At 72.2% G+C, this 24,650-nt stretch carries 21 protein-coding genes; 12 read left to right on the forward strand and 9 right to left on the reverse strand.

Annotated features, from left to right (window positions below; translation table 11 throughout):
- Positions 1-48 precede the first annotated feature (48 nt).
- Together IO20_RS0109915 and IO20_RS0109920 are read right to left on the reverse strand one after the other, a co-directional pair.
- On the reverse strand, positions 49-2,097 hold the full coding sequence (locus IO20_RS0109915; RefSeq protein ID WP_030555817.1) for a SpoIIE family protein phosphatase: 2,049 nt from the start codon (positions 2,095-2,097) through the stop codon (positions 49-51).
- Between the two features lie 220 nt (positions 2,098-2,317).
- Entirely contained in the window at positions 2,318-3,649 is a 1,332-nt protein-coding gene (locus IO20_RS0109920) for a M64 family metallopeptidase (protein WP_030555814.1), read from the reverse strand.
- 174 nt (positions 3,650-3,823) lie between these two features.
- Between IO20_RS0109920 and IO20_RS0109925 the strand changes: the two genes are divergently transcribed.
- A complete protein-coding gene (locus IO20_RS0109925; RefSeq protein ID WP_030555810.1) occupies positions 3,824-5,164 on the forward strand; it encodes a helix-turn-helix domain-containing protein in 1,341 nt (446 codons plus the stop codon).
- Between the two features lie 83 nt (positions 5,165-5,247).
- On the opposite strand, the gene IO20_RS0109930 is transcribed toward IO20_RS0109925, so the two are convergent.
- Positions 5,248-6,888 carry an ADP-ribosyltransferase domain-containing protein gene (locus IO20_RS0109930; protein ID WP_031127067.1) on the reverse strand — a complete coding sequence of 547 codons (1,641 nt, stop codon included), beginning with the start codon at positions 6,886-6,888 and terminating at the stop codon, positions 5,248-5,250.
- A gap of 70 nt (positions 6,889-6,958) precedes the next feature.
- Positions 6,959-7,627, reverse strand: coding sequence for a macro domain-containing protein (locus IO20_RS0109935; RefSeq protein WP_030555806.1), 669 nt, complete (start codon positions 7,625-7,627; stop codon positions 6,959-6,961).
- Positions 7,628-7,853: 226 nt separating this feature from the next.
- On the opposite strand from IO20_RS0109935, the gene IO20_RS0109940 reads away from it, so the two are divergent.
- Together IO20_RS0109940 and IO20_RS0109945 are read left to right on the forward strand one after the other, a co-directional pair.
- On the forward strand, positions 7,854-8,807 hold the full coding sequence (locus IO20_RS0109940; protein WP_030555804.1) for a terpene synthase family protein: 954 nt from the start codon (positions 7,854-7,856) through the stop codon (positions 8,805-8,807).
- A gap of 130 nt (positions 8,808-8,937) precedes the next feature.
- Complete coding sequence (locus tag IO20_RS0109945; RefSeq protein ID WP_030555800.1) at positions 8,938-9,996, forward strand: glutathione S-transferase family protein; 1,059 nt, start codon at positions 8,938-8,940, stop codon at positions 9,994-9,996.
- A 49-nt stretch (positions 9,997-10,045) separates the two neighbouring features.
- On the opposite strand, the gene IO20_RS0109950 is transcribed toward IO20_RS0109945, so the two are convergent.
- On the reverse strand, positions 10,046-11,233 hold the full coding sequence (locus IO20_RS0109950; RefSeq protein WP_030555799.1) for a PP2C family protein-serine/threonine phosphatase: 1,188 nt from the start codon (positions 11,231-11,233) through the stop codon (positions 10,046-10,048).
- Between the two features lie 266 nt (positions 11,234-11,499).
- On the opposite strand from IO20_RS0109950, the gene IO20_RS0109955 reads away from it, so the two are divergent.
- Positions 11,500-11,892: a hypothetical protein gene (locus IO20_RS0109955; protein ID WP_030555798.1), complete on the forward strand. Its 393-nt coding sequence runs from the start codon at positions 11,500-11,502 to the stop codon at positions 11,890-11,892.
- A 103-nt stretch (positions 11,893-11,995) separates the two neighbouring features.
- Positions 11,996-12,670 carry a DNA alkylation repair protein gene (locus tag IO20_RS0109960; protein ID WP_211270356.1) on the forward strand — a complete coding sequence of 225 codons (675 nt, stop codon included), beginning with the start codon at positions 11,996-11,998 and terminating at the stop codon, positions 12,668-12,670.
- A 37-nt stretch (positions 12,671-12,707) separates the two neighbouring features.
- Here IO20_RS0109960 and IO20_RS0109965 read toward each other — a convergent pair whose 3' ends face one another.
- On the reverse strand, positions 12,708-13,604 hold the full coding sequence (locus IO20_RS0109965) for a glucose 1-dehydrogenase (RefSeq protein WP_030555795.1): 897 nt from the start codon (positions 13,602-13,604) through the stop codon (positions 12,708-12,710).
- 52 nt (positions 13,605-13,656) lie between these two features.
- Positions 13,657-14,130, reverse strand: a complete 474-nt coding sequence (locus tag IO20_RS0109970; RefSeq protein WP_030555793.1) for a hemerythrin domain-containing protein — start codon at positions 14,128-14,130, stop codon at positions 13,657-13,659.
- A 250-nt stretch (positions 14,131-14,380) separates the two neighbouring features.
- Between IO20_RS0109970 and IO20_RS0109975 the strand changes: the two genes are divergently transcribed.
- Both IO20_RS0109975 and IO20_RS0109980 read left to right on the forward strand, forming a co-directional pair.
- Positions 14,381-14,866, forward strand: a complete 486-nt coding sequence (locus IO20_RS0109975) for a flavin reductase family protein (RefSeq protein ID WP_030555791.1) — start codon at positions 14,381-14,383, stop codon at positions 14,864-14,866.
- A 101-nt stretch (positions 14,867-14,967) separates the two neighbouring features.
- Positions 14,968-15,456: a carboxymuconolactone decarboxylase family protein gene (locus IO20_RS0109980; protein ID WP_030555789.1), complete on the forward strand. Its 489-nt coding sequence runs from the start codon at positions 14,968-14,970 to the stop codon at positions 15,454-15,456.
- Between the two features lie 68 nt (positions 15,457-15,524).
- Here the strand turns inward: IO20_RS0109980 and IO20_RS0109985 are convergent, their stop codons facing one another.
- The gene (locus IO20_RS0109985) at positions 15,525-16,688 is read right to left on the reverse strand and encodes an FUSC family protein (RefSeq protein ID WP_031127072.1); all 1,164 of its coding nucleotides are present in this window, start codon (positions 16,686-16,688) and stop codon (positions 15,525-15,527) included.
- Between the two features lie 300 nt (positions 16,689-16,988).
- On the opposite strand from IO20_RS0109985, the gene IO20_RS0109990 reads away from it, so the two are divergent.
- A complete protein-coding gene (locus IO20_RS0109990; protein ID WP_051874920.1) occupies positions 16,989-17,597 on the forward strand; it encodes a hypothetical protein in 609 nt (202 codons plus the stop codon).
- 43 nt (positions 17,598-17,640) lie between these two features.
- On the opposite strand, the gene IO20_RS0109995 is transcribed toward IO20_RS0109990, so the two are convergent.
- Positions 17,641-18,225 (reverse strand): helix-turn-helix domain-containing protein, encoded by a 585-nt coding sequence (locus tag IO20_RS0109995; protein ID WP_030555785.1) that lies wholly within the window; start codon positions 18,223-18,225, stop codon positions 17,641-17,643.
- A 131-nt stretch (positions 18,226-18,356) separates the two neighbouring features.
- On the opposite strand from IO20_RS0109995, the gene IO20_RS0110000 reads away from it, so the two are divergent.
- From IO20_RS0110000 to IO20_RS0110020, 4 genes are all read left to right on the forward strand, one after another.
- A complete protein-coding gene (locus IO20_RS0110000; protein WP_030555784.1) occupies positions 18,357-19,193 on the forward strand; it encodes an EamA family transporter in 837 nt (278 codons plus the stop codon).
- A gap of 315 nt (positions 19,194-19,508) precedes the next feature.
- Positions 19,509-20,168 carry an RNA polymerase sigma factor gene (locus IO20_RS36380; protein ID WP_078946240.1) on the forward strand — a complete coding sequence of 220 codons (660 nt, stop codon included), beginning with the start codon at positions 19,509-19,511 and terminating at the stop codon, positions 20,166-20,168.
- Positions 20,165-20,539: a hypothetical protein gene (locus tag IO20_RS36385; protein ID WP_051874917.1), complete on the forward strand. Its 375-nt coding sequence runs from the start codon at positions 20,165-20,167 to the stop codon at positions 20,537-20,539. The genes IO20_RS36380 and IO20_RS36385 overlap by 4 nt, the downstream gene beginning before the upstream one ends.
- Before the next feature lie 220 nt (positions 20,540-20,759).
- Positions 20,760-24,650 (forward strand): type I polyketide synthase (locus tag IO20_RS0110020; RefSeq protein WP_157850760.1); only part of this gene is annotated, 3,891 nt, incomplete at its 3' end.

The following is a 24,650-nucleotide window of genomic DNA, read 5'->3' on the forward strand; positions in this document are numbered from 1 at the left end:
GCGTCCAGGGTCTTTCGTTCGGATCCGGCCTGATCCGCACGAGAGGCCCTACGGAGGCGTCCCCTCGCCCTCCGGCCGCAGTTCGGCCCACACGGTCTTGCCCTCGTCGGTGTGGCGTACGCCCCAGTTGTCCGCGAGGGTGGCGCAGATCAGCAGACCGCGACCGCCCTCGTCCACGGCCTTGGCATGGCGCAGGTGCGGTGCGGCCTGTCCCGCGTCGCTGACCTCGCACGTCAGCGTGTCGCCGTCGGTGATCAGTCGCAGGACGATCGGCGCGGCGCCGTAGCGGACGGCGTTGGTGACGAGTTCGCTGACGACGAGCGTGGCCGTGAACGGGTCGACGGGGTGCTTCCACTGCCGGAGCCGCTCCTCGACATGCGCCCGTGCCGCGCCGACGGCCGAGAAGTCGAAGGGGACGGCCCACTGCCCCAGCTCGCTCGGGGGCAGGTGCCGCGTGCGGGCGATCAGCAGGACGCGGTCGGGGGCCAGGAGCCGTTCCACGGCGTCCGCCATCGCCTCCGGGGTGTGGTCCGGGTGCGCGAGGGCGTTGACGACCTCCGCCGTGCGCGGGCCCGCGTCACCGGACTCGGCCGCGGAGGCCAGGCAGAGGGTGCTGCCTTCGGGCAGGTGGAACGTGGAGCAGGCGAACGGCGGGCCCTCGGCACCCAGCAGGGGCCCGTCGTCGACGGGCTTCGTGTCGACCGATCCGTCGGGGCGGACGACGGCGAACAGCGAGGAGCCGGCCCGTGCGATGTCCAGTCGCCCGTCGACCGGGTCGTGAACGGCGATCGTGCAGCTCGCCGTGGGATGGTCGCCGCCCTCGGCCGGACCCTGGGCGTCCCGGGCGCTTCCCGCGCTCGGGGAGGTGTCCTGTTCGGCGCTGAGCCGCAGCGTGGTGGCGTGGAGGCGGGCGAGGAGTTCGTGGGGGTCGAGGTCGAGCGTGGTGAGGCTGTGTACGGCGGTCCGCAGCCGGCTCATGGTGGCCACGGCGCTCAGGCCGGCGTGCTCGACCTGGCCGACGACGAGCGCCACACGGGCGCCGGGGAGCGGGATGACGTCGAACCACGACCCGGCGGCGCTGCCGCCGGGCCGGTGCCGCAGGGCCACGTCGACGGCGCTCTGGGTGGCCTGCTCCTGGCGCAGCGGCCAGCTCCGCAGCGCCGTCATGACGATGTGCTCGCGCGTGAACCGCAGGGCGTTCTCCAGACAGGTCGCCGTACGGCTCGCGATGCCCTCGGCCAGTGCGACGTCCTCCTCCCCGTACGTCTCTCCTCCGCATCCGCGCCGGAAGGCGACGGCCCCGAAGATCTGGCCCCGTACCGCCAGAGGAGTGACGAGCCGGGCGCCGTGGGCCCCGCCGTGCCCGTCCGGCGGCAACAACGACGCCGACGGGGGCAGGGCGGCTCCGAAGATCCCTGGCAGGAGGACGGCGCCGGCCTCGGGCACCGGGGGTGCCGCCCCGGTCCGTCCGGTCGCCGCGCACCTCAGCAGGGGGGCCGGGTCCCGGGACAGGAGACCGGGTGCCCGTCCTCGCAGCACGGCGTCCGTGAGGGCGACCACCGCCCAGTCGGCGAATCCCGGCACCGTCACGGCGACGAGTTCCCGCGCGGTGCGCTCGACGTCCAGGCTGGTGCCGATGCGCTCGTGGACGTCGTGCAGGAGCCGAAGGCGCGCGTGGGCGCGTTCGCGTTCGGTGACGTCCGTGCTGGTGACGACCACTCCCAGGACGGTTCCCCGACGGTCCTGGAGCCGATGGGCGGAGACCGAGAACACGTGCTCCGTGCCCGGATCGGCGGGGGGCCGGCCCCTGACGAGGCGGTCGAGCGCCGGGTGGCCGGTGGCGAGCACCTTTCTCAGCACGTCCTCGTCGACGCTCACTCCGGCCGGCGCGTACGCCTCCCTCGCCGGCAGCCCGAGGATCCGGTCGGCGGAGATGCCGCGCACGCCGACGGCGACGTCGTTCACCCGCACCACGCGAAGGTCCGTGTCGAGGACGTGGAGGCCGATGTCCGACTGGGCGAACACCGCCTCCAGGACGGCCTCGTCCCAGGGGTCCGTGGGGTGGGGCTGCCGGGACTCCTCGGGGTCGGAGCTCACTCGTGCCTCCCGCACGTCGGGGAACGCGGTCCTCGGCCCGGACCGGCCGGTCCTCGGCCCGGACCGGCCGGTCGTCGGGCCGGACCGGCCGAGGGCGGCGAGGCGCGAGCCCGGCCGCCCGGCCGGCCCTACGAGCTTCACCCGGATCGACGACGCACGCGAACGGAACGGGACCGGGCGGGCCGCCGGCCGCGGGCGGCACGGCCCGGTCAGGCGCGCGTCAGCGCACTCGCCAGCTCAGAGAGTTGGCCGTCGCCGCGCGGACCGCGGGGTCGCGCACGGACGCCGTGGTGTCGGTGACGGTGGCCGTCACGCGCTGGCCGCTGCGGGTGGCGCCGAGTTCGGCGGGCGTCACCGACAGGTCGCCGGCGGCGGCGGTGACCTGTCGGCCGTCGACGTACCAGGTCAGGCTGAGGCCCGCGAGGCCGGTCAGCGGGGCGAGCCGCACGCTCAGCGGCTGCGTGGAGCCGACTCGCGTGCCGGTCGGCACGGTCGAGGTCAGGGCGTCCGCGTAGGTGTAGAAGCCCTTGATCATCGTCTCGCGTCCGACGTGGTTGAACTCCGTGGAGGTCAGGGTCCGCATGAGGGAGGTGCTGGTGGGGCGGTAGACGCCGGTCTCGTAGTAGTCACCGCCCTCGTAGGTGCCGACGACCGAGCCGGTCGGGTCCTGTTCGCCCAGCCAGCGGTACCACTTGCGAACGTCCAGTTCGGCGGTGACGGAGATGTTGGCGCTGGCCGACGACGGGTAGGGGTAGGTGCCGTAGCCGGCGTACTGGTACTCGTCGGCCAGGTCGCCTATGGAGTGGCCGAGTTCGTGGGCACCTATGAGGTACGACTTCGCGTTGTCCGAGGACATGGTCGCGACGCCGTGGTAGGACGCCCCGGACGGCGGGGTGGCGAAGGAGTAGCCGGCGCCGCCGTACTTGGCGGAGTTGGAGAGCACGAAGACGACGTCCGACGCGGGCGCCTGGTTGGCGTACGCGGTGACCTTCGACGTGTCGACGCAGAGCAGCCGCTCCGTGTCGTCGCAGAAGAAGTAGGAGCTGAGGGCCGTGTTCCGCACGACGTCCGCGGTCGGGTCGCCGGAGACGCCGGACTCGGCGGAGGCGGTGTCCACCAGCCAGATGTTGAACAGGCCCCGGTAGCTGGCGTACGGCTCGATGGCGAAGACCGCGTCGAGGGTCGCCTGCGCGTCCGCGCGGAAGTCGGCCTGCTGTTCCGCGGTGTATCCGTCGCCCATGACCACCAGGTCGAGCCGTCCGGAGACGGGTCCGGTCTCCTGGACGGCCGTGACCGCCGTCGCGGCGGCCGGGGTGGGGGCCTGGTGCCCGGCGATCCTGGCGGGCGGCCGCGCCGGGACCTTCTTGTGCCGTGGCGTGGCCGTGGGGCCTTCGAAGTACTCGACCTCGTGCGTGGCCACCGGGCCGGAGCCGGTGGCGGCGGGGACGGGGGCGGCTCCGGCCGTGTGCGCGCCGGCGAGCAGGGCCGCGGCGGTGACGGCGGCGGCGACGGAGGTGATCCAGCGGGTACGGGTGCGTCCGTGTCCGGGCACGACAACCTCTCTAAAGCAGTTGGGTAATTGGGCTTAAGTAGCCGCTTAAGCTAGGGGCTCGACCGCCGGGGACACAAGGCTTCGGCGCGTACGGGTACGACGGGACGCGGGACGGCGCTCACGGCTGTCGCGTGCGCGGCGGGCGACAGGGGAGGCACTGGCATGATGGAGCGCATGGCGAAGCGGGACGACCCCGGGACCATCGGCCGCAGGGTCCAGCGACTGCGGCGCGAGCGGGGGCTGACACAGCGACAACTGGCCGAGCCCGCCTACACGTCCGCGTACGTCTCCACCCTGGAGGCCGGTCGCGTACGCCCCTCCGACGAGGCGCTGCACCATCTCGCCGGCCGGCTCGGCGTCGCCTTCGAGGAGCTCGCCACCGGACGGCCCGCCCACCTCGCCACCGACCTGCGCCTCCGGCTCACCGAGGCCCAGCGCACCCTCGCCCTCGGCGAGGCCGAACAGGCCGCCGCCCAGTACACCGGTCTGCTCGGGGAGGCCGAGGCGCACGAACTCGTCGAGGAACAGGCCACCGCACAGCTCGGGCTCGGCGAATGCCATCTGGAGACCGGTGACCTCACGGCCGCCCGCGCACACTTCGAGCGCGCCGAACAGACCCTCGCGGACGCCTCGCTGCCCGCCCGCGTGCCGGCCCGACGGGGCCGCGCCGTCGCGCACTACCTGGCCGGTGAACTCCGGTACGCGGTCTATCTCCTGGAGTCCACGCTCGACGAGCTCAACCTCGGCGGGCTGCACGACCCGGACGCCCTGCTCCTGCTCTACACCGCCTCGATCGGCCCCTACATGGACCTGGGCGCGCAGGCCCGTGCCGCGCAGGCGGCCGAGCTGGCACTCGCCCTCGCCCCGCAGGTCGGGGATCCCGCGCTGATCGCCCGGATGCACCGCTCGGTCGCCCGCACCCTCCTGGCCGAGGGCCGGATCGCCGAGGCCGACGCCTCGCTGGCCAAGGCCGCCGAGATGTACCGCCAGCTGAAGATCCGGACCGAGCTGGCCAACTGCCGCTGGATGCGCGGCTATGTGTACGCCCAGAACGGGGACCTCGCCCGGGCCGAGGAGGAGCTGCGGGCCGCGCAGGCCATGCTCGCCTCCCATCACGCCGCCCTCTACAGCAGTCAGGTCGCCGTCGAACTCGCCGACGTGCTGCACAGGCGCGGCAGCTCCGAGGAGGCCTCGGAGCTGCTGCGCGGCGTGCTCGGGGGGCTGTCGCCGGAACGCGGCGCGGTCCACGCCGCCGCCGCGCACCGGCTGCTCGGCATCATCGCCGAGGACGCCCGCGACACCGAGGCCGCCGAGGAGCACTACGTCCGCGCGCTGAGCCTCCTGGAGCGCGCGGGCGCCGCCGGGGACCTCGCCGACCTGTGCCGGCTCCTCGGCGACCTGCTGCGCCGCACCGGCCGGACGGAGGCCGCGCTCGACGCGTACCGCACGGGCCTCGGGCACCGCACGGCCGGCACCACCACCCTGGGCCCCGCGCCGGCGCATCCGCCTCTGTAGGGCGAACGGCCGGGGCGGGTCGGGGCGGGGCGAGTGTGGGTCGGGGCGGTGTGGGTCGGGGCGTCTGCGGGTCGGATCGGTCTCTAGGACACCAGCCCCTGGCCCTCCAGCTCCGTCAGCCGCACGGTGCACAGTCCGCCGCGCTCGGCCTTCACGTCCGTCACCTTCAGCTGGGTGCCCGGCGCGAGGATGTACTCCTCCTCGCCCGTGAAGGCGGAGAACCGCCGGATGCCCACCGCCCGTGCCGGTGTCACCTCGAACAGGGTCCGCTTGCCACGGCTCCCGAGGAAGCCCCGGGCCACGCCCAGCTCGGACGTGCACGAGGACACGCCCCACCACGTCACCGTCCGCCCCACCGGGTACTGGGACCGCAGGTCCAGTGCCACACCCCGCCACAGGGGCTGTGTCCGCGCCGGCAGCGCCGCCACCGCGGAGAACAGCAGCCGGAGGTACGGCAGGTACGGCACCAGCCGCTCCCGGTCCGAGGAACGCAGCACGGCGTTGATCTCGCGGTAGAACGCCGACTCGCAGGTGTACAGGTACAGCGCCGAGATCGCGTCGGCGGACAGCCCGTCCGCCGCCTCTGCCGCAGCCTGCGCCGCGGCCTTGGTCTCGCCGAACAGGCTCGACCTCTCGATGTGCCGGTCCAGGTTCACGAGCACCCGGGACACCGGCTCGACGGCCTTCCGGAACTCCATCAGCGGCGTGTCGAACACGCCGGTGATCGGCGGCAGGACGAGTCCCTCGTCCTTGACGCTCGTGAGCCGCTCCAGATACAGCTGGTGCAGCTCCATCGTCGACGCGATGAACGCCCCCATCCGCTCCGCGACGCCACCGCCCTCCGGACCGCCGCCGCCCGTCGTCCCCTGGTCCCAGCCCTTCCGGGGCAGCCAGTCGACCGGCTCGGCGCCCACCGACGCCAGGGCGTCGTTCACCTGGGCGAAGTGGTCGCCCTCGCAGAAGATGTCGCCCTGCGCCGCCGGGTTCGGGTGGTCCAGGTGCCGGACCTCCACCCCCGGGTACTTCTTCTCCAGCCGCTGGACGACCCTCTTCAGGCTGCGGGCGTGCGCGCCCCACCAGGCGAAGACGACACCGCGGTCCTCCTCCTCCGCGTGCTGCTTGGCCCGGAGGATCTCCTCGACGATCTGCTCCGCGACGGGCCGCCAGAACGACGTGTGCAGATCGGTCGGCATCGCCCCGTCCGCGCTGGCCGTGAGGGACGCGTTGAGCAGCAGTACGCCCTGGGTGAGCATCGCCTGGAACCACTCCGGCGGCTGGACCGTGTCCTCCTTCTTCAGGAGGCTCCGGACGTCCGCGATCGGCGTCTTCTTGACGATGCCGTACTTCCACATCGCGGCCGCCTTGATGATGCAGCGCATGCTGACCACCCGACCGAACTGGCTGTCCTTCCAGTCGTTGAAGGTGTTGTCGAACATCGCGATGCCGGTCGCGCTCTCCGCCCGCGGATACGGGTTCTGTCCGAAGACGACCACCTTCCACTTGTGCGGCGGATGCGGCTTCAGCGCCTGGAACGTCAGCTCGCGGACCGGCACCACCTCGGAACCGCGCTTCGGGCCGATGAAGTCGGCGGCGCCCGGCTGCGCCTCGATCACCGGACCCAGCAACGGCAGCCACGGCTCTCCGCCGCCGGTGAACAGGTCGGCCAGACCCAGCGGATCCCCCGCCGGGGGCACGGTCGCGGCCGGAACGTCGATCTCACTCACGAGGGCAGAACTCCCGGAACTCGGATCCGGCGCGCTCTGTGGTGCGGCGCCGGCCTGCTGGACGGTCGGGTCAGTGGCGAAAGGAAGGCCGCTCCGGCACGTTGATCCGGACCCGCCGCGCGGACCCCGCTCCCTCGATGTCGTCGAGCTGGCCGAGCACCGCGGCACGCAACTCGTCGTAACCGGCGAACCCGTGGTCGTGGAACAGGGTGTAGCCCGTCCACATCAGATTGGCGCAGACCGTGGCCGGCACCCGTCCCGTCCGCGCGCCCATCCCCACGAGCGCGACCGACCGGATGCTGCCCGGCCGTGCCAGGTTCTGCAGGTGCACCGCCTGGAACGCGGCCGCGCACGCCAGTGCCACGTTCATGGTCTCGCTGACGTTCTGCGAGGACTGCCGCATGGTCGGCGTCGAGATGAGATACCTCGGCACGGCCGCCCCCGAGGGGACGCACACCGCGCTGCCCACCGGCAGGCTCCCGCCGAACCGGTCACGGATCGCCCGCTGCACCCGCACCTGGATCCCGGCGCCGAGGCGCCGCTTGACGACGGCGTCGACCCCACCGTCCATCCGGCCCTGGGCGTTGGTGGGCGACACCCACGCGTCCACGTCGACGTCGAGGATGGAACCGCGCCGGATCTCGACCTCGGGCGTGTCCGCGAAGGCGGACCGCCAGGCCGCCACCACCTCGTCGTTGACATCGACCAGGACCACTCTCAACGCACGCCGGACTGTCACGAATCCACCCCTCTCGCACACCTTCTCGAACGTTCTCCACGCTATGGCGACCCACTGACAACGACGCCCGCCCGCGGCGGCAGGTGGGGCGCGGGCGCCTCGTCACACCTGCCGTACGCAGGGGGATTGCCGCGGCGTTCCTGGTAGTTGAAGATCAAGTCAAGTACTCTTCGAACGCGCCGGGGGGCGTTCGGACATCACCCGGGGTCACAGCCTGGAGGGTCCCGTGTTCCACGCCGCACTGCTCGATCTGCCGTTCCCACCGCGCTCCAATCCGCACCGGGAGCACGTCGCGCACCCCCACCAGGAGTGGCTCCGCCGGCACGAAGGGCTCGCCGGCGCCATCGGCGGTGCCGCGTACGGGAGATGGGACGTCCCCCGTCTCGCCGCGTTCACCAGCCCGGACTGCGCCACCGACGACCTCGCCCTCGCCGCGGACCTGCTCAGCTTCTACTTCTTCTTCGACGACAGGTTCGACAGCGATCTCGGCCGGGCCCCCGCGCGCGTCGCGGAGATCTGCACCCGCATGACGGCCCTCCTGCACGGCGAAGGTCCCGCGCCCGACGCCCGTACACCCGTGGAGCACGCCTTCGCCGACCTCTGGGAGCGCAGCCTGCGCGGCATGTCCGCCCGGTGGCGGGCCCGGTCGGCCTACAACTGGGAGTGGTACTTCGCCTGTCACCCCGCCGAGGCCGCGGGCCGGCTCTCCGGCCGGTTCCCGGACCGCGAGGGCTATCTGGCGCTGCGCAGGGGCACGGCCGCCATGGAGACCCTCTTCGACATGGTCGAGCGGCTCAACGGGTTCGAGCTGCCCCAGGAGGTGCTGCACCACCCGGTCCTCCGCCGGATGCGCCAACTGGCCGCAGACATACCGTCGTTCACCAACGACGTGCACTCGTACGCGCAGGAACTCGCCCGGGGCGATGTCGCCAACATGGTGATGATCGTCCGCGAGGAGCGCGGCGGGACCCCCGAGGAGGCGGCCGTCGAGGTCATGCGAGAGGCCCAGACGATGGTCGACCGCTTCGTGGAGCTGTCGACCCAGGTGCCCGAGATCTGCGACCTCCTCGGCCTCCCCCCGGCCGGGCGCGAGGCCGCCCGCCGGTACGTCGACGGCCTGGCCGCCTGGATCGCGGGCTACCACCGCTGGGAGATAGCCACCGGACGCTACGGCCACTGAACCACCGTCGTGCCGTGCCCTGACACGACGGGGGCGCCGTCCAGGTCCTCACCGCCGCCGTTCGGGCGTAGGACGGGCTGACGCGGGTAGCCGCCGGGGCGTGGTCGATCGGAGGAGCGGGATCGGGACGATGACCGGTGTGGACGGAGACGACGAGCGGACCGGTGGCGGAGGTCACGCGCGGACCGGTGACGGCGAGTTCCGGCGCGACCGGAACTACCTCACGACCCGGATCACGGCCGACGGCCGGGACGGGTACCCCGTGGAACCCGGGCGCTACCGGCTGATCATCGCCCGGGCCTGCCCCTGGGCGAACCGGGCCGCGATCGTCCGGCGGCTGATGGGCCTGGAGGACGTGCTCCCGATGGGCATCGCCGGGCCCGTGCACGACGAGCGCAGCTGGTCCTTCCACCTGGATCCGGACGGCAGGGACCCGGTCCTCGGCATCGAGCGGCTGCAGGAGGCGTACTTCCGGCGCGAACCCGGATACCCCCGCGGCGTCACCGTGCCCGCGATCGTCGACGTCCCCACCGGCGAGGTGGTGACCAACGACTTCGCCCGGATCACCCTCGACCTGGGCAGCCAGTGGTCCGCGCACCAGCGGGACGGCGCACCGGACCTGTACCCGGAGCGGTGGCGGGACGAGATCGACGAGGTGTCCGAGGAGGTGTACCGGGACGTCAACAACGGCGTCTACCAGTGCGGCTTCGCCGGCGGCCAGCGCGCGTACGACACGGCGTACCGGCGGCTCTGGGATCGTCTCGACCGGCTGGAGGAACGGCTCGCCGGGCGGCGCTTCCTGGTCGGCGACACCATCACCGAGGCAGACGTGCGCCTCTTCCCCACCCTCGTGCGCTTCGACGCCGTCTACCACGGCCACTTCAAGTGCAACCGGCAGAAGCTGACCGAACTCCCGGCCCTGTGGGCCTACGCGCGGGACCTGTTCCAGACGCCCGGCTTCGGGGACACGATCGACTTCGACCAGATCAAGGCGCACTACTACGTCGTCCACCACGACATCAACCCGAGTGGCATCGTCCCCCGGGGTCCTGACACCGGGAACTGGCTCTCGCCGCACGGCAGGGAGGCGCTCGGCGGGCGGCCCTTCGGCGACGGCACGCCGCCGGGACCGCCGCCCCCGTCGGAGCAGGTGCCGCCGCCGTCGGAGCGGGCGCCGTCGCCCGGCTGAACCCTTCCGGCGTCCGCCCGCCCGGACCTCGCCGGCGTCGGGGCCGGTCCTATCCCCCCGCGACGCGGGCGCTCGGATGCCACTCGGTGAGCAGGATCGTGGCATCGTCACGCAGCTTGTGGTCCTGGTGCTGCCGCAGGCCCTGGATCAGGCGCCGTAGGGCTTCGGGCGCGGGGGCGCCCGCCGCGGTGGCGCGGATGACGGTGTCGGCGAGCCGCTCCTCGCCGTACAGGTCCCCCTCGGGCGAGCGGGCCTCGGTGACGCCGTCGCTGTAGATGAGGATCCGGTCACCGGGCTGGAGCCGCTGGGAGTGCTCGGTGGGCGGTGAGGCGGCGAGGAACCCCCAGCCGAGCGGCAGGTCGGGCTCCCTGGCGAGCACCTGTGGCAGGACCCTTCCCTGGCGGATCAGGAGGGGCGGCGGGTGTCCGCAGTTGATCCAGGTCAGCCGCCCGTCGGCGGTGTCCAGATGAGCGACGACGGCGGTCATCAGCCGGTCGGTGAACCACTCGTCGAGGATCCGGTCGATCGAGGTGACGATGTCGGAGAGCGACCCGCCGGAGCGGCGGGTCGCGCGGCAGGCGGCGAGCCCGGCGGCACTGGCTCCGCCCGAGGCGAGGTCATGGCCCATGGAGTCGATGACCGTCAGGTGCAGGCCGCTGTCGTCCAGGGTGTGGTCGAAGGTGTCCCCGCCGATGTCGTACGCGGGTTCGAGCACCGCCGAGGAGGTCACGTCCGCCGTGCCGATGGTCCGGGGCGGAAGGAACGCCCACAGCAGCTCGGCCTGCACCGTCATCGGCCGTGCGCGCTCCACCTCGACCAGCAGGTCGCTGTGGGACGACTTCGACACGACGAGCAGCGCGGCCACCGCGGCGAGTGCCTCGGCGCGCCCGACCAGGGCGTCGTCCAGCGCGGGCGCGGTCACCATGAGGACGCCGAGGCGCTCGACTCCGTCGATCATCGGCAGCCAGGCGGTGTGGCCGTCCCTCGACCGCTGCGCCTGCTGCGTACGGTAGGCCAGACCCGCGAGCGAGGTGTCGACGTCGAGGGTCCGCCCGTCCGCGGCACCGTGCTGGGGCAGGGAGACCAGGCGGATCTGCTGGAGGTCCGCCAGGTACGTCGCCGTCCCGGTGAACCCCATGCGCAGGCCCGCTTCCTGGATGAGCCCCGCGAGCTCCCGCCCGGACGGCAGGTGGGAGCGGGCCAGCAGTTCGGCCAGAACATTCTCGTACGTCGACACACGGCCTCCGCGGCTCTCCTCAAGGCGTCTTGCGGCGCGGTGGCGTGGAGCGCGGTCCGTCCTCCCTCGAGGGCTGGCTCTCACGCTACGCAGACTCCCCGGTGATCGCAGCCTCTCCGGTCGTCGTACCCCATGCTCCCCGCACACGCGAGGTCCGGCGGGGCGGATAATGACCCCCCAGGGACCACGTCGCGCATGCGTGCGGTCGCGGACCCGCCAACCGGCCGATCGACCGGCCGACCGGCCTACCCGGAGACGAAGGACCGATGACGCTGAAAGAAGGCCTGCGGGTGAAGCTGGCGACGGACCTGAGGCTGGCCGGGCAGGTCGAACCGGAGGGCGAGCCCTCGGCGGAGACGGGAGTCGGGGCGGCGTACCTGGCCCTGGCCGCGGGCATCGAGGGCACGGTCGAGCGGATGAACGCACACCGGCACCAGAGCCAGGAGGTCCGCGAGTACGAACGGCTGAAGTCCCTCCTCGACGACTTCGGCCCGCAGATGCCCCCGGGCAGCAGGAAGCAGCTCGAGGAGCGGGTCGGCTCCCTGGAACCCGCCTGGATCGCCTACCAGGAGCAGCGGCTCCGCGTGACCGTCCGTGTCCGGTTCGACAGCGGATTCGTCCTCGCCGACGCGCCCGGGGACCTCTTCGTCCCCGCCTGACCCCGCCCGCTCGCGTGCCCGCCCGCTCCGGTGGGAGTGTCCGACGTCCGTCGTAGGCTGCATCCCGACGTATGAAGGACAGGAGGCCGAGGTGGCCGGGACGATGCCGACCGAGACGGTGCTGGGCGAGGTGATGGCCGAGCTGGCCGCGCTGGAGGACCCGAAGGCGCGCGCGGTGAACGAGAGGCACGGCGACGACCACGGGGTGAACCTCGGCAGTCTGCGCGCGCTCGCGAAACGGCTGAAGACGCAGCAGGAGCTCGCCTGCCGGCTCTGGGAGACGGACGACACGGCGGCGAGGCTCCTCGCGCTCCTGATCTGCCGCCCCAAGGCGTTCGGACGTGACGAGCTGGACGCCATGCTGCGCGAGGCGCGCGTGCCCAAGGTGCACGACTGGCTCGTGAACTACGTGGTGAAGAAGAGCCCGCACGCCGAGGAGCTGCGGTCGGCATGGCTGGACGATCCGGATCCCGTGGTCGCGAGTGCCGGCTGGGCGCTGACCACCGACCGCGTGGCGAAGAAGCCCGAGGGCCTCGACCTGGCGGGGCTCCTCGACGTCGTCGAGGCGGAGATGAAGGACGCCCCGGACCGCCTGCAGTGGGCGATGAACCACTGCCTGGCGCAGATCGGGATCGAACACCCCGAGCACCGCGGCCGTGCCCTCGACATCGGCGAGCGCCTTGAGGTCCTGAAGGACTACCCGACCCCCCGGGGCTGCACCTCCCCGTTCGCACCGGTCTGGATCACCGAGATGGTGCGCCGGAAGAGGGACGGCTAGGAAGCCCCCCCGCACTACAGCAGGGGGGCCGCCGGTGCTACGGCAGAGGGGTGCCGCCGGTCGCGTTGACGATCTCTCCGGTGATGTAACTGGCCTGCGGTGACGCCAGGAAGACGTACGCGGGGGCCATCTCCGCCGGCTGGGCGGGCCGCCCCAGGGGCGACTGGCCGCCGAAGTCCTTCGCCGCCGGCATCGTCGCGGGGATCAGCGGTGTCCACACCGGACCGGGCGCGACCGCGTTGACGCGGATGCCTCGCTCGGCGACCATCTGGGCCAGGTTGTGGGTGAAGGAGATGATCGCCGCCTTCGTCATCGCGTAGTCGAGCAGGTGAGGGCTCGGCTGGTACCCCTGGACGGACGTGGTGTTGATGACGGAGCCGCCGCGCGGGATGTGGGGCAGCGCCGCGCGCGAGAGCCAGAACATCCCGTAGAGGTTCGTCTTCATCACCCGGTCGAACTGCTCCGTGCTGATGGCCTCGATCCCGTCCGGCTGGGCCATCTGGAAGGCCGCGTTGTTGACGAGGACGTCGATGCGTCCGTGCTCGCTCACCGTACGCTCGATCAGGGCCTCGCACCGGCTCTCGTCGCGGATGTCGCATTCGACGGCCAGCGCCTCGCGTCCTGCCTCGCGGACGAGTCGCGAGGTCTCCGCGGCCTCCTCCACCTCCTCGGGCAAGTGCGTGAGGACGATGTCCGCCCCCTCCCGCGCGAAGGCCAGGCAGACGGCCCTGCCGATCCCGGAGTCCCCGCCGGTGACCACGGCCACCCGGTCGAGGAGCACGTCATGACCGCGGTACGAGTCCTCGCCGTGGTCCGGGCGTGGACTCATCGCCTCGGTCGACCCGGGAGGGTCCTGGTCCTGTTCGGGGAACGGGGGACGGGGGTGGCCCTTCACCGGGTCGGGGGCGGCGGCTACGGGTTCCTGAGGCGACATCGCGGTCTCCACGGTGCTCGGTCGTCGGGCGACGGTCGGGGGCGGACGAGCGTTACTCGTCCGCGCTGGGGACGGCGAGAGGATCGTCCGGGGCGTCCTTCTTCGCGGCTTCCATGCGCTCGCCGAGTTCGGTGAGGCGCTTGCGGCCCATGGCCTTGCGCACGGTGGGGAACCACTCCTGTTCCTCTTCCTCGACGTGATGGCGCACGTTCTCCATCAGCACCGACATCTTGGCGTCGAACCGCTCGTCGGTCGCGTCCAGTCCCTTGAGCTCCGACAGCATCCACAGCACGACGTGGTGCTCCTCGACGCTCTCCAGCACATGGTCCTGGGTCTCCGGGACCGCCTCCCTCGCGGCGGGGTAGAAGACCTTCTCCTCGATCCAGGTATGGGTGGTGAGCTCCTCGATCACCTGGTCGGCGATCTTCCGCTTCTCGTCGTGGGCGTCGTCCCCGGCCTTCTCGAACTTCTTGAACAGCTTCTCCACGGTCTTGTGGTCGTCCTTGAGCAGCACGATCCCGTCCACGGACTTCTCCTTTCCCAGCGCTTCACGGGCCGCGGGGCGCGGCCCGTGAAGCGAGTACCCAGTCATGCTCGGTCCATCACAGCCGGTTCGCGAGCCGGGCTTCCGGGAAGGTCGTCGCATGGCGGGGCCCGGGCCGGGTAGCCGGATTCTGTTCGCCTGTGTACGACGAGGAGCCGCGCCCAGCGGCGCCCGGCCGAGGACGGGAGCCTTTGATGACCCCGCTCAGCACGACTGGCGCGGAAGTCCGGCCGTGACCGGCCTCGACGGCTTCACCGACGTGCTCGACTACCCGGTCTACGTCGTGACGACGGCGGCGGACGGCCGGCGGGCCGGCTGTCTGGTGGGCTTCGCCTCGCAGTGCTCGATCGACCCGCCCCGCTTCATGGTGTGGCTCTCCACCGCGAACCGCACCTGCCGCGTCGCGCGCGGCGCCTCCCACCTCGCGGTCCACACCCTGCGGCGCGACCAGAAGGGAACGGCCGAGCTGTTCGGCGGACGGACCGGCGACGACATCGACAAGTTCGGCCGGGTGGACTGGTGGCAGGGCCCGGCAGGGGTGCCCGTCCTCGCCGACTGCTGCGCTTGGTTCGTGGGCCGGGTACAGGAACTCGACGAAGGCGGCGACCACGTCGGCTTCCTGCTCGCCCCCGTCGCGACGAGCGGCCCCGGCCCCGTACGGCCGCCGCTCCTCCGCCTCAGCGACGTCGTGGACGTCACCGCCGGACACCCGGCCTGAGCCCCGCGAGAAAACTTCTTCCGGAATCCGGTCACACTCGCGTGCGCCCGTCCGTCAGTGCTGTGAAGACGCCGACCAGGCCGCTACGAAGGAGAACAGTCATGACGAAGCCCTCGATCTCCCGGATGCCCAACCCGGGCGAGTTCGTGCCCGAGATGAACGACATCAGCGCCGCCCTCTTCCGGGCCACCGGCAACCAGTCGGTGCCGCGCACCACCATCAACCTGGTGCACCTGCGGGCCGGGCAGATCGTGCACAACACCTATCTGACCATCCTGAACACCTCCTTCCTGCGCAAGGCCGGGGAGTCCGAGGAGCGCATCACCGCCGTCTCCTCCTGGCAGGACGCCCCCTACTTCACCGACGCCGAGCGCGCCGCCCTCGCCTTGGTGGAGGCCACCCTCCAGCCCGCCCCGCACGGCCGCGAGCGCGTCTCCGACGAGCTGTACGCCGAGGTGGCGAAGCACTACGACGACAAGGCGCTGGCCACCCTCACCATCGCGATCGGCCAGATCAACTTCTTCATCGCGGTGGCCGTCATCGGCAAGCCGCAGCCGGTCACCTCGCTCGCGGACGAGCAGTGGGACTGACCTGACGTCCCGGGCGGTCCGCGCGCCTCCCCGCCCACCGCGGTGCTTCGGCCGGTGGGCGCTCGCGCTCACGCGTCCGTACGGGCGCGCCCGTTCCGGCCCTTCAGCAGGCGCCGCCGTTCGCGGGTGTGGCGGTCCAGCTCCTCCATGAGGCGTCGGCCCCGGTGTTCGGGGTCGAGTTCGTCGAGGATGCGGTCGATCTCGGCGAGCAGGGCTCCGTAGAGCTGCCAGCGTTCGGGCTCCCGCAGGGCGAGGGCGAGCAGCAGGTCGGCGGTGCCGTCGCGGCGGGCGCGGGCCGCCCGCAGTTCGCCCGCGAGCCGGGTCTCGGCGGCCTCGGCCGCCTCGCTGCCGGGTGCCGTGACGAGCACGGCGAAGCTGACGAAGGCGTCGGCGGTGTGCTGCGCCGTCTCCTGCAGGGCGAGGGCGGTCGGGCGGGGCAGCAGTTCCTCGCCGGCCCGCGCCTTGGCCAGGTCGGTGAGGGTGCGGGTGAGGACCCGCAGCACGACAGCGCAGATCTCCAGGGTGTCGAGTCCCGTACGCAGCACGATGCGGTGCAGCAGGCCTTCCTTGACGCGCGGGTTGAACCGCAGGCTGTCCTCGGCGGTGCGCAGCGCGCCGTCCACGTCCGCAACGTCGTTGTCGAGCCTCCGGGCCTCGTGCAGCCGTGCCGCCGCCCGTTCGACGGGCGGTGCCCCGGCGAACTCCTCCGCCACGTCGAGCAGCAGTCTGCGCATCCGCCGGGCGAGGTCCTCGATCGACTCCCCCGCCGTGTCGACCCAGACGGGCGCGGCGAGCAGCAGGTTGAAGAGGAGCCCGACGACGGCGCCGATCAGGGTCTCCAGGACGCGGGCCCACGCGGTGTAGCCGACCTGGGTGACGCCGAGCACCAGCATGGCGCTGATGGCGACCTCCGGGATGAACTCCTCCACCTTCACCAGCCGTCCCACGAGCAGGGACGCCAGGATGATCAGGGCGAGGCTCCACCAGGAGAGTCCGACGAGGACGCTGAACGCGATGGCGATGAGCACGCCGACGACGACGGAGTTGACCCGGCGGAGACTCGTGGTGAGGGTCGAGTAGAGGGTGACCTGGACGACGAGGAGTGCGGTGAGCGGCGCGGTCAGCGGCGCCGCCTCGGGGCTGAGCCAGAGGGCGACGACGAACGAGAGGGTCGCCGCCGCGGTGGACCGTACCGTCTGTACGACGAACGGATCGCGCCGCAGTCGCGTCATGAGTTCGGCGTACCGGCCGTTCCGCCTGCTGCGCTGCGTCACCTGCCTCCTCGTTTCGTTCACGGTGTCCCGCTCGGACCGAGCGTGTCACCCCGTCCCCCGCCACCGGGTCCCGGCACACCGTGCTCCGCCGACTGACCTCCGTACGGGCTTGCCCGGGTACGCCTGCCCAGGTGTACGGGTCCCACGCCCGGCGCGGCGGACGCGGCCGGTCCGCCCGGTTCCGGGGGTGGGTGGCGTCGCGTATGTTCGGTCCGTTCGGCCCGGTCGGCGGGCCCGTCGCACCGGGGGCTGACAACGGTGACCGATCCGGATCCGCACGCGGTGACCGATCCGGGTCCGCAGGCGCTGGGCGAGAACGCCGTCGCGCTCGGCGCCGTACGCCTGGCCACGACGCGGGCCCCCGACGGCCGTGGCCGCCCCCGGATCAGTCCGCGGGCCGTCGAGGAGTACTGGGACGAGACGCCGTTGCCTGCCCCCGCGACCGACCGGGAGCGCGCGCTCGTGTACGCGGTGATCTACCAGGTCCGCGACGATCATCACCGCAACACGGCGGAGCCGGGCGAGATCTGCGACCTGGTCGCCTCCGGGCTCGCACCCCTCGCGCGCCGGGCGGGCGTACCGCTGTCACCCCTCGAAACCCTCACCGCGCGTTATGCCGTGGGACCGGCCCGCCGGGCCTGGCACCACTCCCTGACTCCGCTGGACGCCCTCGACGCCTTCGCCGCCGTACGGGACGACCTGAACGCCGAGCCCGAGTGCGTCAGCGCCGCGCTCACCCTCGTACCCGTACTGCCCGAACCGTACGAACTGCCCGGCGGGCTCGACGCGGCCGTCACCGCGCTCAGGGCACGGCTCGGATCACCGGCACGATGGCAGCCGCCACGGAGCGGACGCGGGAGAGCCTGACCGGCCGGCCGGCCTCTTTCCCCGGCGCAGTCGGCGCGGCGGGTCAGGGGGCGGACGTGGGGCCGGGCGGGAGGTGGACCGTCATGATCAGGTGGCAGGTCGCGTCGCCGGCGCCGCGGTAGGTGTGGGGGGCGTCGCCGTCGAAGGTGGCGGTCTGGCCCGCCGAGACCGTGTGCTCGACGCCGTCGACGACGAGGGTCATCCGGCCCGCGGTGACGTTGACGGTCTCGACGACGCCGGACTGGTGGGGGTGGCTGGGGTACTCGTCGTCGGGTTCGAGCGTCCAGCGCCAGATCTCGACCGGTGCCGGGCCCGTGGTCGTCAGCATGAGCCGGGCCTCGCTGCCCTCCGCTCCGGTCCACAGGGGCATCACGGCATCGGCGGCCACGACGCGGACGCGGCCTTCGGACGGGCCTTCCATGAGGGAGGAGACGGAGACGCCGAGGGTGTCGGCGAGACGGACGAGGGTGGCGAAGTTCGGGTTGCCCTGCGCCTTCTCCAGGCCGACCAGCGCGCCTTTGCTCACCTTGGCGCGCCGGCCGAGTTCGTCGAGGGACAGTCCGGCGCGGTGCCGGGCCGTCCTGACGTTGTGCGCGAGCGTGCGCAGCGCTTCCTCTGGGTCGGCCATCCGATCGCCCTCCTGAGTGGCCCGAGGAGCGGACCATTCCAATGCACCGCGCGGTCGTTCGGTTGACACATTGCGGTCGGTTCAATGTACGGTTCAGTCGTTCCGTTGACATACTAAGGGATGTACGCACCGTGATCGCTCTGCTCCTCGCCCTGGGCAGCTCCCTCGCCTACGGCTGCGCCGACTTCCTCGGCGGCCTCGGCGCCCGCAAGGCGCACGTGCTGCGCACCGTGATGATCGCGGCTCCGGCCTCGCTCGCGGTCGAGCTGCTGCTGTGGCCGTTCCTCGGCGCCTCGTTCAGTACCGGCGCGCTCGCCTGGGGCGCCTTGTCCGGCGTCGCGTCCGCCGCCGCGTTCGCCCTGCTCTACCGCACGCTGGCGATCGGCCCCATGAACGTGCTCTCGCCCGTCACCGCCCTCGTGTCCGCCATGCTGCCGGTCGGCGTGGGCCTGCTCCAGGGCGAACACCTGGGCACCGCGGGGCTGATCGGACTGCCGCTCGCCCTGGCGGCGGTCGTCCTGGTCAGCGCCGGCCACGGCACCGGATCGGTCCGCCCCTCGCGTACGGCGCTGCTCCTGGCGCTCGGCGCTGGCGCCGCCATCGCCCTGCAGCTGATCTTCCTGCACCAGGCGCCGTCCGACAGCGGCGTCGCCCCGCTGATCATCGGCCGGGCCGTCTCCTCCGCCGTCACCCTGGCCGTCGCGGGGATGATGTACCGCAGGCTGGGTTCCGAGAAGCCCGCGTACGCCATGTCGGCCGCCGCGGGTGTCCTGGACTCGGTGGCCAACCTGCTGTTCCTGCTCGCCGCCCGCAGCGGCGACCTGGCCGTCGTCGCCGTGATCACCGCCCTGTACCCGGCCGGCACCGTGCTGCTCGCCCGCGCCGTCCTCGCCGAACGCGTCCACCGGGGTCAGCTCGTCGGCCTGGGCACCGCCGCCGTCGCCGTCAGCCTCCTCGCCCTCACCTGAGGCGGCCCGTTCACGCGGACCGGAGCGGCCCGTTCACGCCGACCGGGGCGGCCCGTTCGCGCGGGTCAGGACGGCGCCAGGAGGAGTTCGAAGAAAACTTCTGCCGGAGCCGAATCCTTTCGGGACCCCGTCTCCTCTTATGTGTGTACCGGCCGAACGGGCCGGCGGAACCAGGAGGAAACACCAATGACGGTCGCCATCATCGTGATCGGGGTCCTGCTCGTGGGCGCGTGCAGCTGGCACCTCATGCGGCGCTACAAGAGCCGAAGCTGACCAGCGCCTGCGCGCGGGGCGCCCTACAGGTATGAGTAGCACATGAACCCACGTTTCTCCTGGCCGGACGAGCGGCTCATCAAGGCAGCTCAGGACGGCGACGTCACCTCACTCACGACCGTCGTCATGGAATCGCAGCCTCATGTGCGCAAGTTCGCCATATCCCTGTGCGCCTCGCCGCAGGACGCGGAGGACGCGGCGCAGGAGGCGCTGATCATCCTCTACCGGAAGATCGGCACCCTCCGGGCCACCGGCGCGCTCGCCTCCTGGATGTTCCGGATCGTGCGCAACGAGTGCCTCCGGCAGGTACGGCTGCTCGTCTCGCGGAGTGACGAGGCGCCGGTCGATCCTGAGGCGTCCGCCGAACCGTCCGCCGAGGAAGCGGTGTTGCACCGGCTGGAGCTGGAGCGCATCGCGGCCGCGGTCAGCGCGCTCCCCCGCGAGCAGCGGCAGGTCCTGATCATGCGGGACGTCCAGGGCCTGCCCGGCAGGACCGTCGCCCATTCGCTGGGCCTGAGCAACGCCGCGATGAAGTCGCGGCTGCACAGGGCACGTGCGGCACTGCGACAGTCCCTGGCCGCGACCGAGCATGCGACGGACCACATGACGGATCGCGTGACTCACCATGCGCCTGATCGAGCCGCGGATCAGGCACCCGATCGAGCCATCGACCGACCAGTCGGAGGAGACCCACGACCGTGAATACCTTGAAGCCCCCTCAGGGCGAGCAGGACCGGACGACCGTGCAGTCGGCGGCGCCCGCGATGAACTTCGCCAGCAAGTCCGTCCCGCGCCATCTGGCGCGCGGCGCCATCGGCTTCGGGCTGATCATCGGCTCGATCGCGATGGTGCCCGTCGCCGGCCCGGCCACCCTCCTGGCGGCCCCGTTGGCCCTGGTCGCTTTCCGCGGCTGCCCCACGTGCTGGATGGTCGGCCTGGCGCAGACCATCTCGCGCGGCCGGCTGGAGCGCCAGTGCGTGGACGGCGTCTGCACGCTCACCAAGGCGCATCCGGCAGGGCACGCCCCGGCGGACGTGACCGCCGAAATCAAGACACCGGCCGCCTCTCGGTGACCCTTACCACGGCCCGTCCCGTTTCGTCGTAGTTAACGAAACGTTTGCCGGGGGACGCCAATCCCCCCGACCCCGGCATATTGATTTACATTCCAACTACATGCCGTGGCCATTGGTTTACGGAGCGCCGACTCGGTGCTAGGGTCCCAAACGAATCTGGCTGGGCCGCCGAGTCGGCAACGCCGTTGATTGTGTGCTTCACGGGGGGAGCAAGCAAACCATGATCCGCCATGCCCAAATTGAGGCGGCAGGGCAGCCACAGCAGGCGCCCGATCACATCGACGACCGGACTGTCGCCGTCGTCGGACTTTCCTGCCGATTCCCCGGCGGGTCGAACCCCGCCGAATTCTGGCAGCTCCTCAGGAACGGCCGCGACGCCATAGCGGAGCCGCCCGCCGAACGCGCCCATCTCGCCGCTCTGAGCGACGGATCGCCGCGCCCCGGCGGATTCCTGCCCCGTGTGGACACCTTCGACGCCGAGTTCTTCGGCATATCCCCGCGCGAAGCCGCCGCGATGGACCCGCAGCAGCGCCTCGTGCTCGAACTCGCCTGGGAGTCGCTGGAGGACGCCGGCATCGTCCCGGCCACGCTCGCGGACTCCGCCACCGGCGTCTTCGTCGGCGCGATCGCCGACGACTACGCGGCCCTCACCCACGCGGCCGGCCCCGGCGCCACCTCCGCGCACACGGTGACCGGACTGAACCGCGGCATCATCGCCAACCGCGTGTCGTACGTCCTCGGTCTGCGCGGCCCGAGCATGGTGGTCGACACCGCACAGTCATCGTCGCTGGTCGCGGTGCATCTGGCCTGCGAGAGCCTGCGCCGCGGCGAGTCCACCGTCGCCCTGGCCGGTGGCGTCAACCTCAACCTCGCCCCGGAGAGCACCCACGCCCTCGCGGCCTTCGGCAGCCTCTCGCCCGACGGACGATGTTACGCACTCGACGCGCGCGCGAACGGCTACGTCCGGGGTGAGGGCGGCGGTGTGGTGACGCTGAAACTCCTCAGCCGGGCCATCGCCGACGGGGACCGCGTTCTGTGTCTGCTGAGGGGTGGCGCCATCGGCAGCGACGGCGCCAGCGACACCCTTCCCACACCGCGCGGAAAGGCCCAGGAACATGTCATACGTGACGCCTGGGAAAACGCGCGAATACCGCTGGAACAAGCACAGTACGTAGAAATACACGGATCGGGCACCCGGGTCGGCGACCCCATAGAGGCATCGGCCATCGGCGCCGTCTTCTCCTCGTCCCGCACCCCGGAGAATCCACTCAGGCTCGGCTCCGTCAAGACGAATATCGGCCACCTCGAAGGCGCTGCGGGCATCGCGGGTCTGGTCAAGACCATTCTCTGCATCAAAGAGCGGGAACTCGTCCCGACCCTGAACTACCAATCCCCGAATCCGCAGATACCTTTCGCCGATCTACGGGTCGCCGCCGTCACCGCGAACGGCCCGTGGCCGAATCCGGACGGACCGCTCGTCGCCGGTGTGACATCGGTCGGAATGGGCGGAACCAACTGCCATCTGGTGCTCAGCGAATGGCCGGATGCCGCCGCCTCGACCGTCGATGACAAGCCAGAACGGCCCACGTCCCGTACAGACGCCGACGCCGACGCCGAGTCGCTCGCCTGGGTGCTGTCGGGACGCGGTGACAAGGCGCTGCGCGCCCAGGCGGCCCGACTGCGCGACCACCTCGCCGCACACCCGGAGCTCGGTGCCGCCGAGATCGCCCGGACCCTCGCCCACCACCGCACCGCCTTCACCCACCGCGCCGTGCTTGTCGGCGCCGACCGGAACGAGCTCCTGACCGCCCTCGACGCGGTCGCCGACGCCCGGGTCACCCCGGCCGCGGTGCAGGGCAGCAACCCCGGGGCCGTCCGCGAGGCGGTGTTCGTCTTCCCCGGCCAGGGCTCTCAGTGGGCCGGCATGGCGGCGGAACTCCTCGACAGCGCCCCCGTCTTCGCCCGGGTCGTCGAGGACTGCGAGCGCGCCCTGCGCCCGTATCGCGACTGGTCGCTGACCGACGTGCTGCGCGGACGCCCCGGCGCGCCCGCCCTCGATCGCGACGACGTCGTGCAGCCCGCCCTGTGGGCCGTGATGGTCGGTCTGGCCGCCCTGTGGCGGGCGGCGGGCGTCGAACCGGCCGCGGTCGTGGGTCACTCCCAGGGCGAGATCGCCGCCGCCACCGTCAGCGGCGCCCTCACCCTGGACGACGCCGCCCGGCTGATCGCCGTGCGGAGCACCGCCCTCGGCGCGCTGGCCGGGCTCGGCGGCGGCATGCTCACCGTGTCGCTGCCCGCCGACCGGGTGCGCGAAGACCTCGCCGCCTACCCGCGGTTGAGCGTGGCCGCCGTCAACTCGCCCGGCATGACCGTGGTGGCCGGCGACGGGGCGGACCTGGACGCTCTCGCCGCCCACTACGGCGAGGACGTCCGCACCCGGCGGGTCCCGGTCGCCTACGCCTCGCACAGCCCGCACGTCGACGCCGTACGCGACACGCTGCCGGCGGAACTCGCCGGGATCGCGCCGCGCGCCGGAACCGTGCCGCTGCACTCCACCGTGACCGCCGAGGCCCTCGAAGGCTCCGAGCTCGACGTCGACTACTGGTACCGCAACCTGCGGGAACCCGTACGGTTCGAGCCGGCCGTACGGGCGCTGCTCGACGCGGGCCACGAGCTGTTCATCGAGATGAGCCCGCACCCCGTCCTCGCACTCGCCGTCCAGCAGACCGCGGAGGCCGCGGACGTGCCGGTCGCCGCCCTCGGCACCCTGCGCCGCGGCGAGGGCGGCGCGCAGCGGCTGCTGCTCGCCTTCGGCGAGGCGTTCTGCCACGGCGCGGCGGTGGACTGGTCCGCCGTCCTGCCCGCCCGTACCACCGGAACCGCCGGAGCTACCGGAACCGCCGGCACCGCGGCTACCCCCCGCGCCGATCTGCCGACGTACGCCTTCCAGCGGCGCCGCCACTGGATCACCGGGCAGTCCGACACCGCCCGGTCCCTGCCGGCGGCGGCCACCGTGCCGACGCCGTCGGCCGCGGCGCTCCCGGAGGACACGGAGGAGGACGGGTACGAGGCCGAGCCGAGCCGGTCCCTGACGGGCCCGGCCGCCCTGGAACTCGTACGGGCGCACACCGCCGCCGTGCTGGGCTACGAATCCGCATCGGAGATCGAACCACGGCGTACGTTCAAGGAGTTGGGCATCGACTCGGCGATGGTCGTCGAGCTGCGCAACCGGCTCGTCACCGCCACCGGGCGCAAGCTTCCCACCACGGTGGTGTACGACCACCCCAGCCCGGCCGCGCTGGCCGCGCAGCTCGCCGACGCGCGGACCGAGGCGGCCGCGCCGGAGGCCCGTACCGATCAGGACGATCCCGTCGTGATCGTCGGCATCGGCTGCCGTTTCCCCGGCGGGGTGGACTCGCCCGAGGCCCTGTGGCAGGTCGTCGCGCAGCAGCGCGACGTGATCTCCGGCTTCCCTGCCGACCGGGGCTGGGACCTCGACGGCCTCTACCACCCCGACCCCGCGCACGTGGGCACCACCTACGTGCGCAACGGCGGCTTCCTCGAAGGCGCCGCCGAGTTCGACGCCGAACTGTTCGGGATCTCGCCGCGCGAGGCGCTGGCGATGGACCCGCAGCAGCGCGCGTTCCTCGAAGTGTGCTGGGAGGCCCTGGAGCGGGCCGGTATCGCCCCGGACTCGTTGCGCGGGACCCAGGCGGGGGTGTTCGCCGGTGTCATGGCCCAGGAGTACGGTCCGCGGCTCGGCGAGGCGGGTGCGGGTGCCGCCGGGTTCGGGCTCACGGGAACGACGTCGAGCGTGGCCTCCGGCCGCGTCGCCTACACCCTCGGCCTTCAGGGCCCGGCCCTGACCGTGGACACGGCCTGCTCGTCGTCCCTCGTCGCACTGCACCTCGCGGTCCAGGCCCTGCGGTCCGGCGAGTGCTCGCTCGCTCTGGCGGGCGGCGTGACCGTGATGTCGACCCCGGGCATCTTCGTGGAGTTCTCCCGCCAGCGCGGGCTCGCGGCGGACGGCCGGTGCAAGTCCTTCTCCGCCGACGCGGACGGCACCGCGTGGGCCGAAGGCGTCGGTGTCCTGGTCGTCGAGCGACTGTCC

It is taken from the genome of Streptomyces exfoliatus (assembly GCF_000725545.1).
In the GTDB taxonomy this organism is placed as follows: Bacteria; Actinomycetota; Actinomycetes; order Streptomycetales; family Streptomycetaceae; genus Streptomyces; species Streptomyces exfoliatus.

Excerpts from the sequence above, each read along its gene's own strand:
- IO20_RS0109965 (WP_030555795.1), bottom strand. The coding sequence starts at position 13,604 with ATGTCGCCTCAGGAACCCGTAGCCGCCGCCCCCGACCCGGTGAAGGGC.
- IO20_RS0109945 (WP_030555800.1), top strand. The coding sequence starts at position 8,938 with ATGACCGGTGTGGACGGAGACGACGAGCGGACCGGTGGCGGAGGTCAC.
- IO20_RS0109955 (WP_030555798.1), top strand. The coding sequence starts at position 11,500 with ATGACGCTGAAAGAAGGCCTGCGGGTGAAGCTGGCGACGGACCTGAGG.
- IO20_RS0109995 (WP_030555785.1), bottom strand. The coding sequence starts at position 18,225 with ATGGCCGACCCAGAGGAAGCGCTGCGCACGCTCGCGCACAACGTCAGG.
- IO20_RS0109980 (WP_030555789.1), top strand. The coding sequence starts at position 14,968 with ATGACGAAGCCCTCGATCTCCCGGATGCCCAACCCGGGCGAGTTCGTG.
- IO20_RS0109960 (WP_211270356.1), top strand. The coding sequence starts at position 11,996 with ATGCCGACCGAGACGGTGCTGGGCGAGGTGATGGCCGAGCTGGCCGCG.
- IO20_RS36380 (WP_078946240.1), top strand. The coding sequence starts at position 19,509 with ATGAACCCACGTTTCTCCTGGCCGGACGAGCGGCTCATCAAGGCAGCT.
- IO20_RS0109985 (WP_031127072.1), bottom strand. The coding sequence starts at position 16,688 with ATGACGCGACTGCGGCGCGATCCGTTCGTCGTACAGACGGTACGGTCC.
- IO20_RS0109925 (WP_030555810.1), top strand. The coding sequence starts at position 3,824 with ATGGCGAAGCGGGACGACCCCGGGACCATCGGCCGCAGGGTCCAGCGA.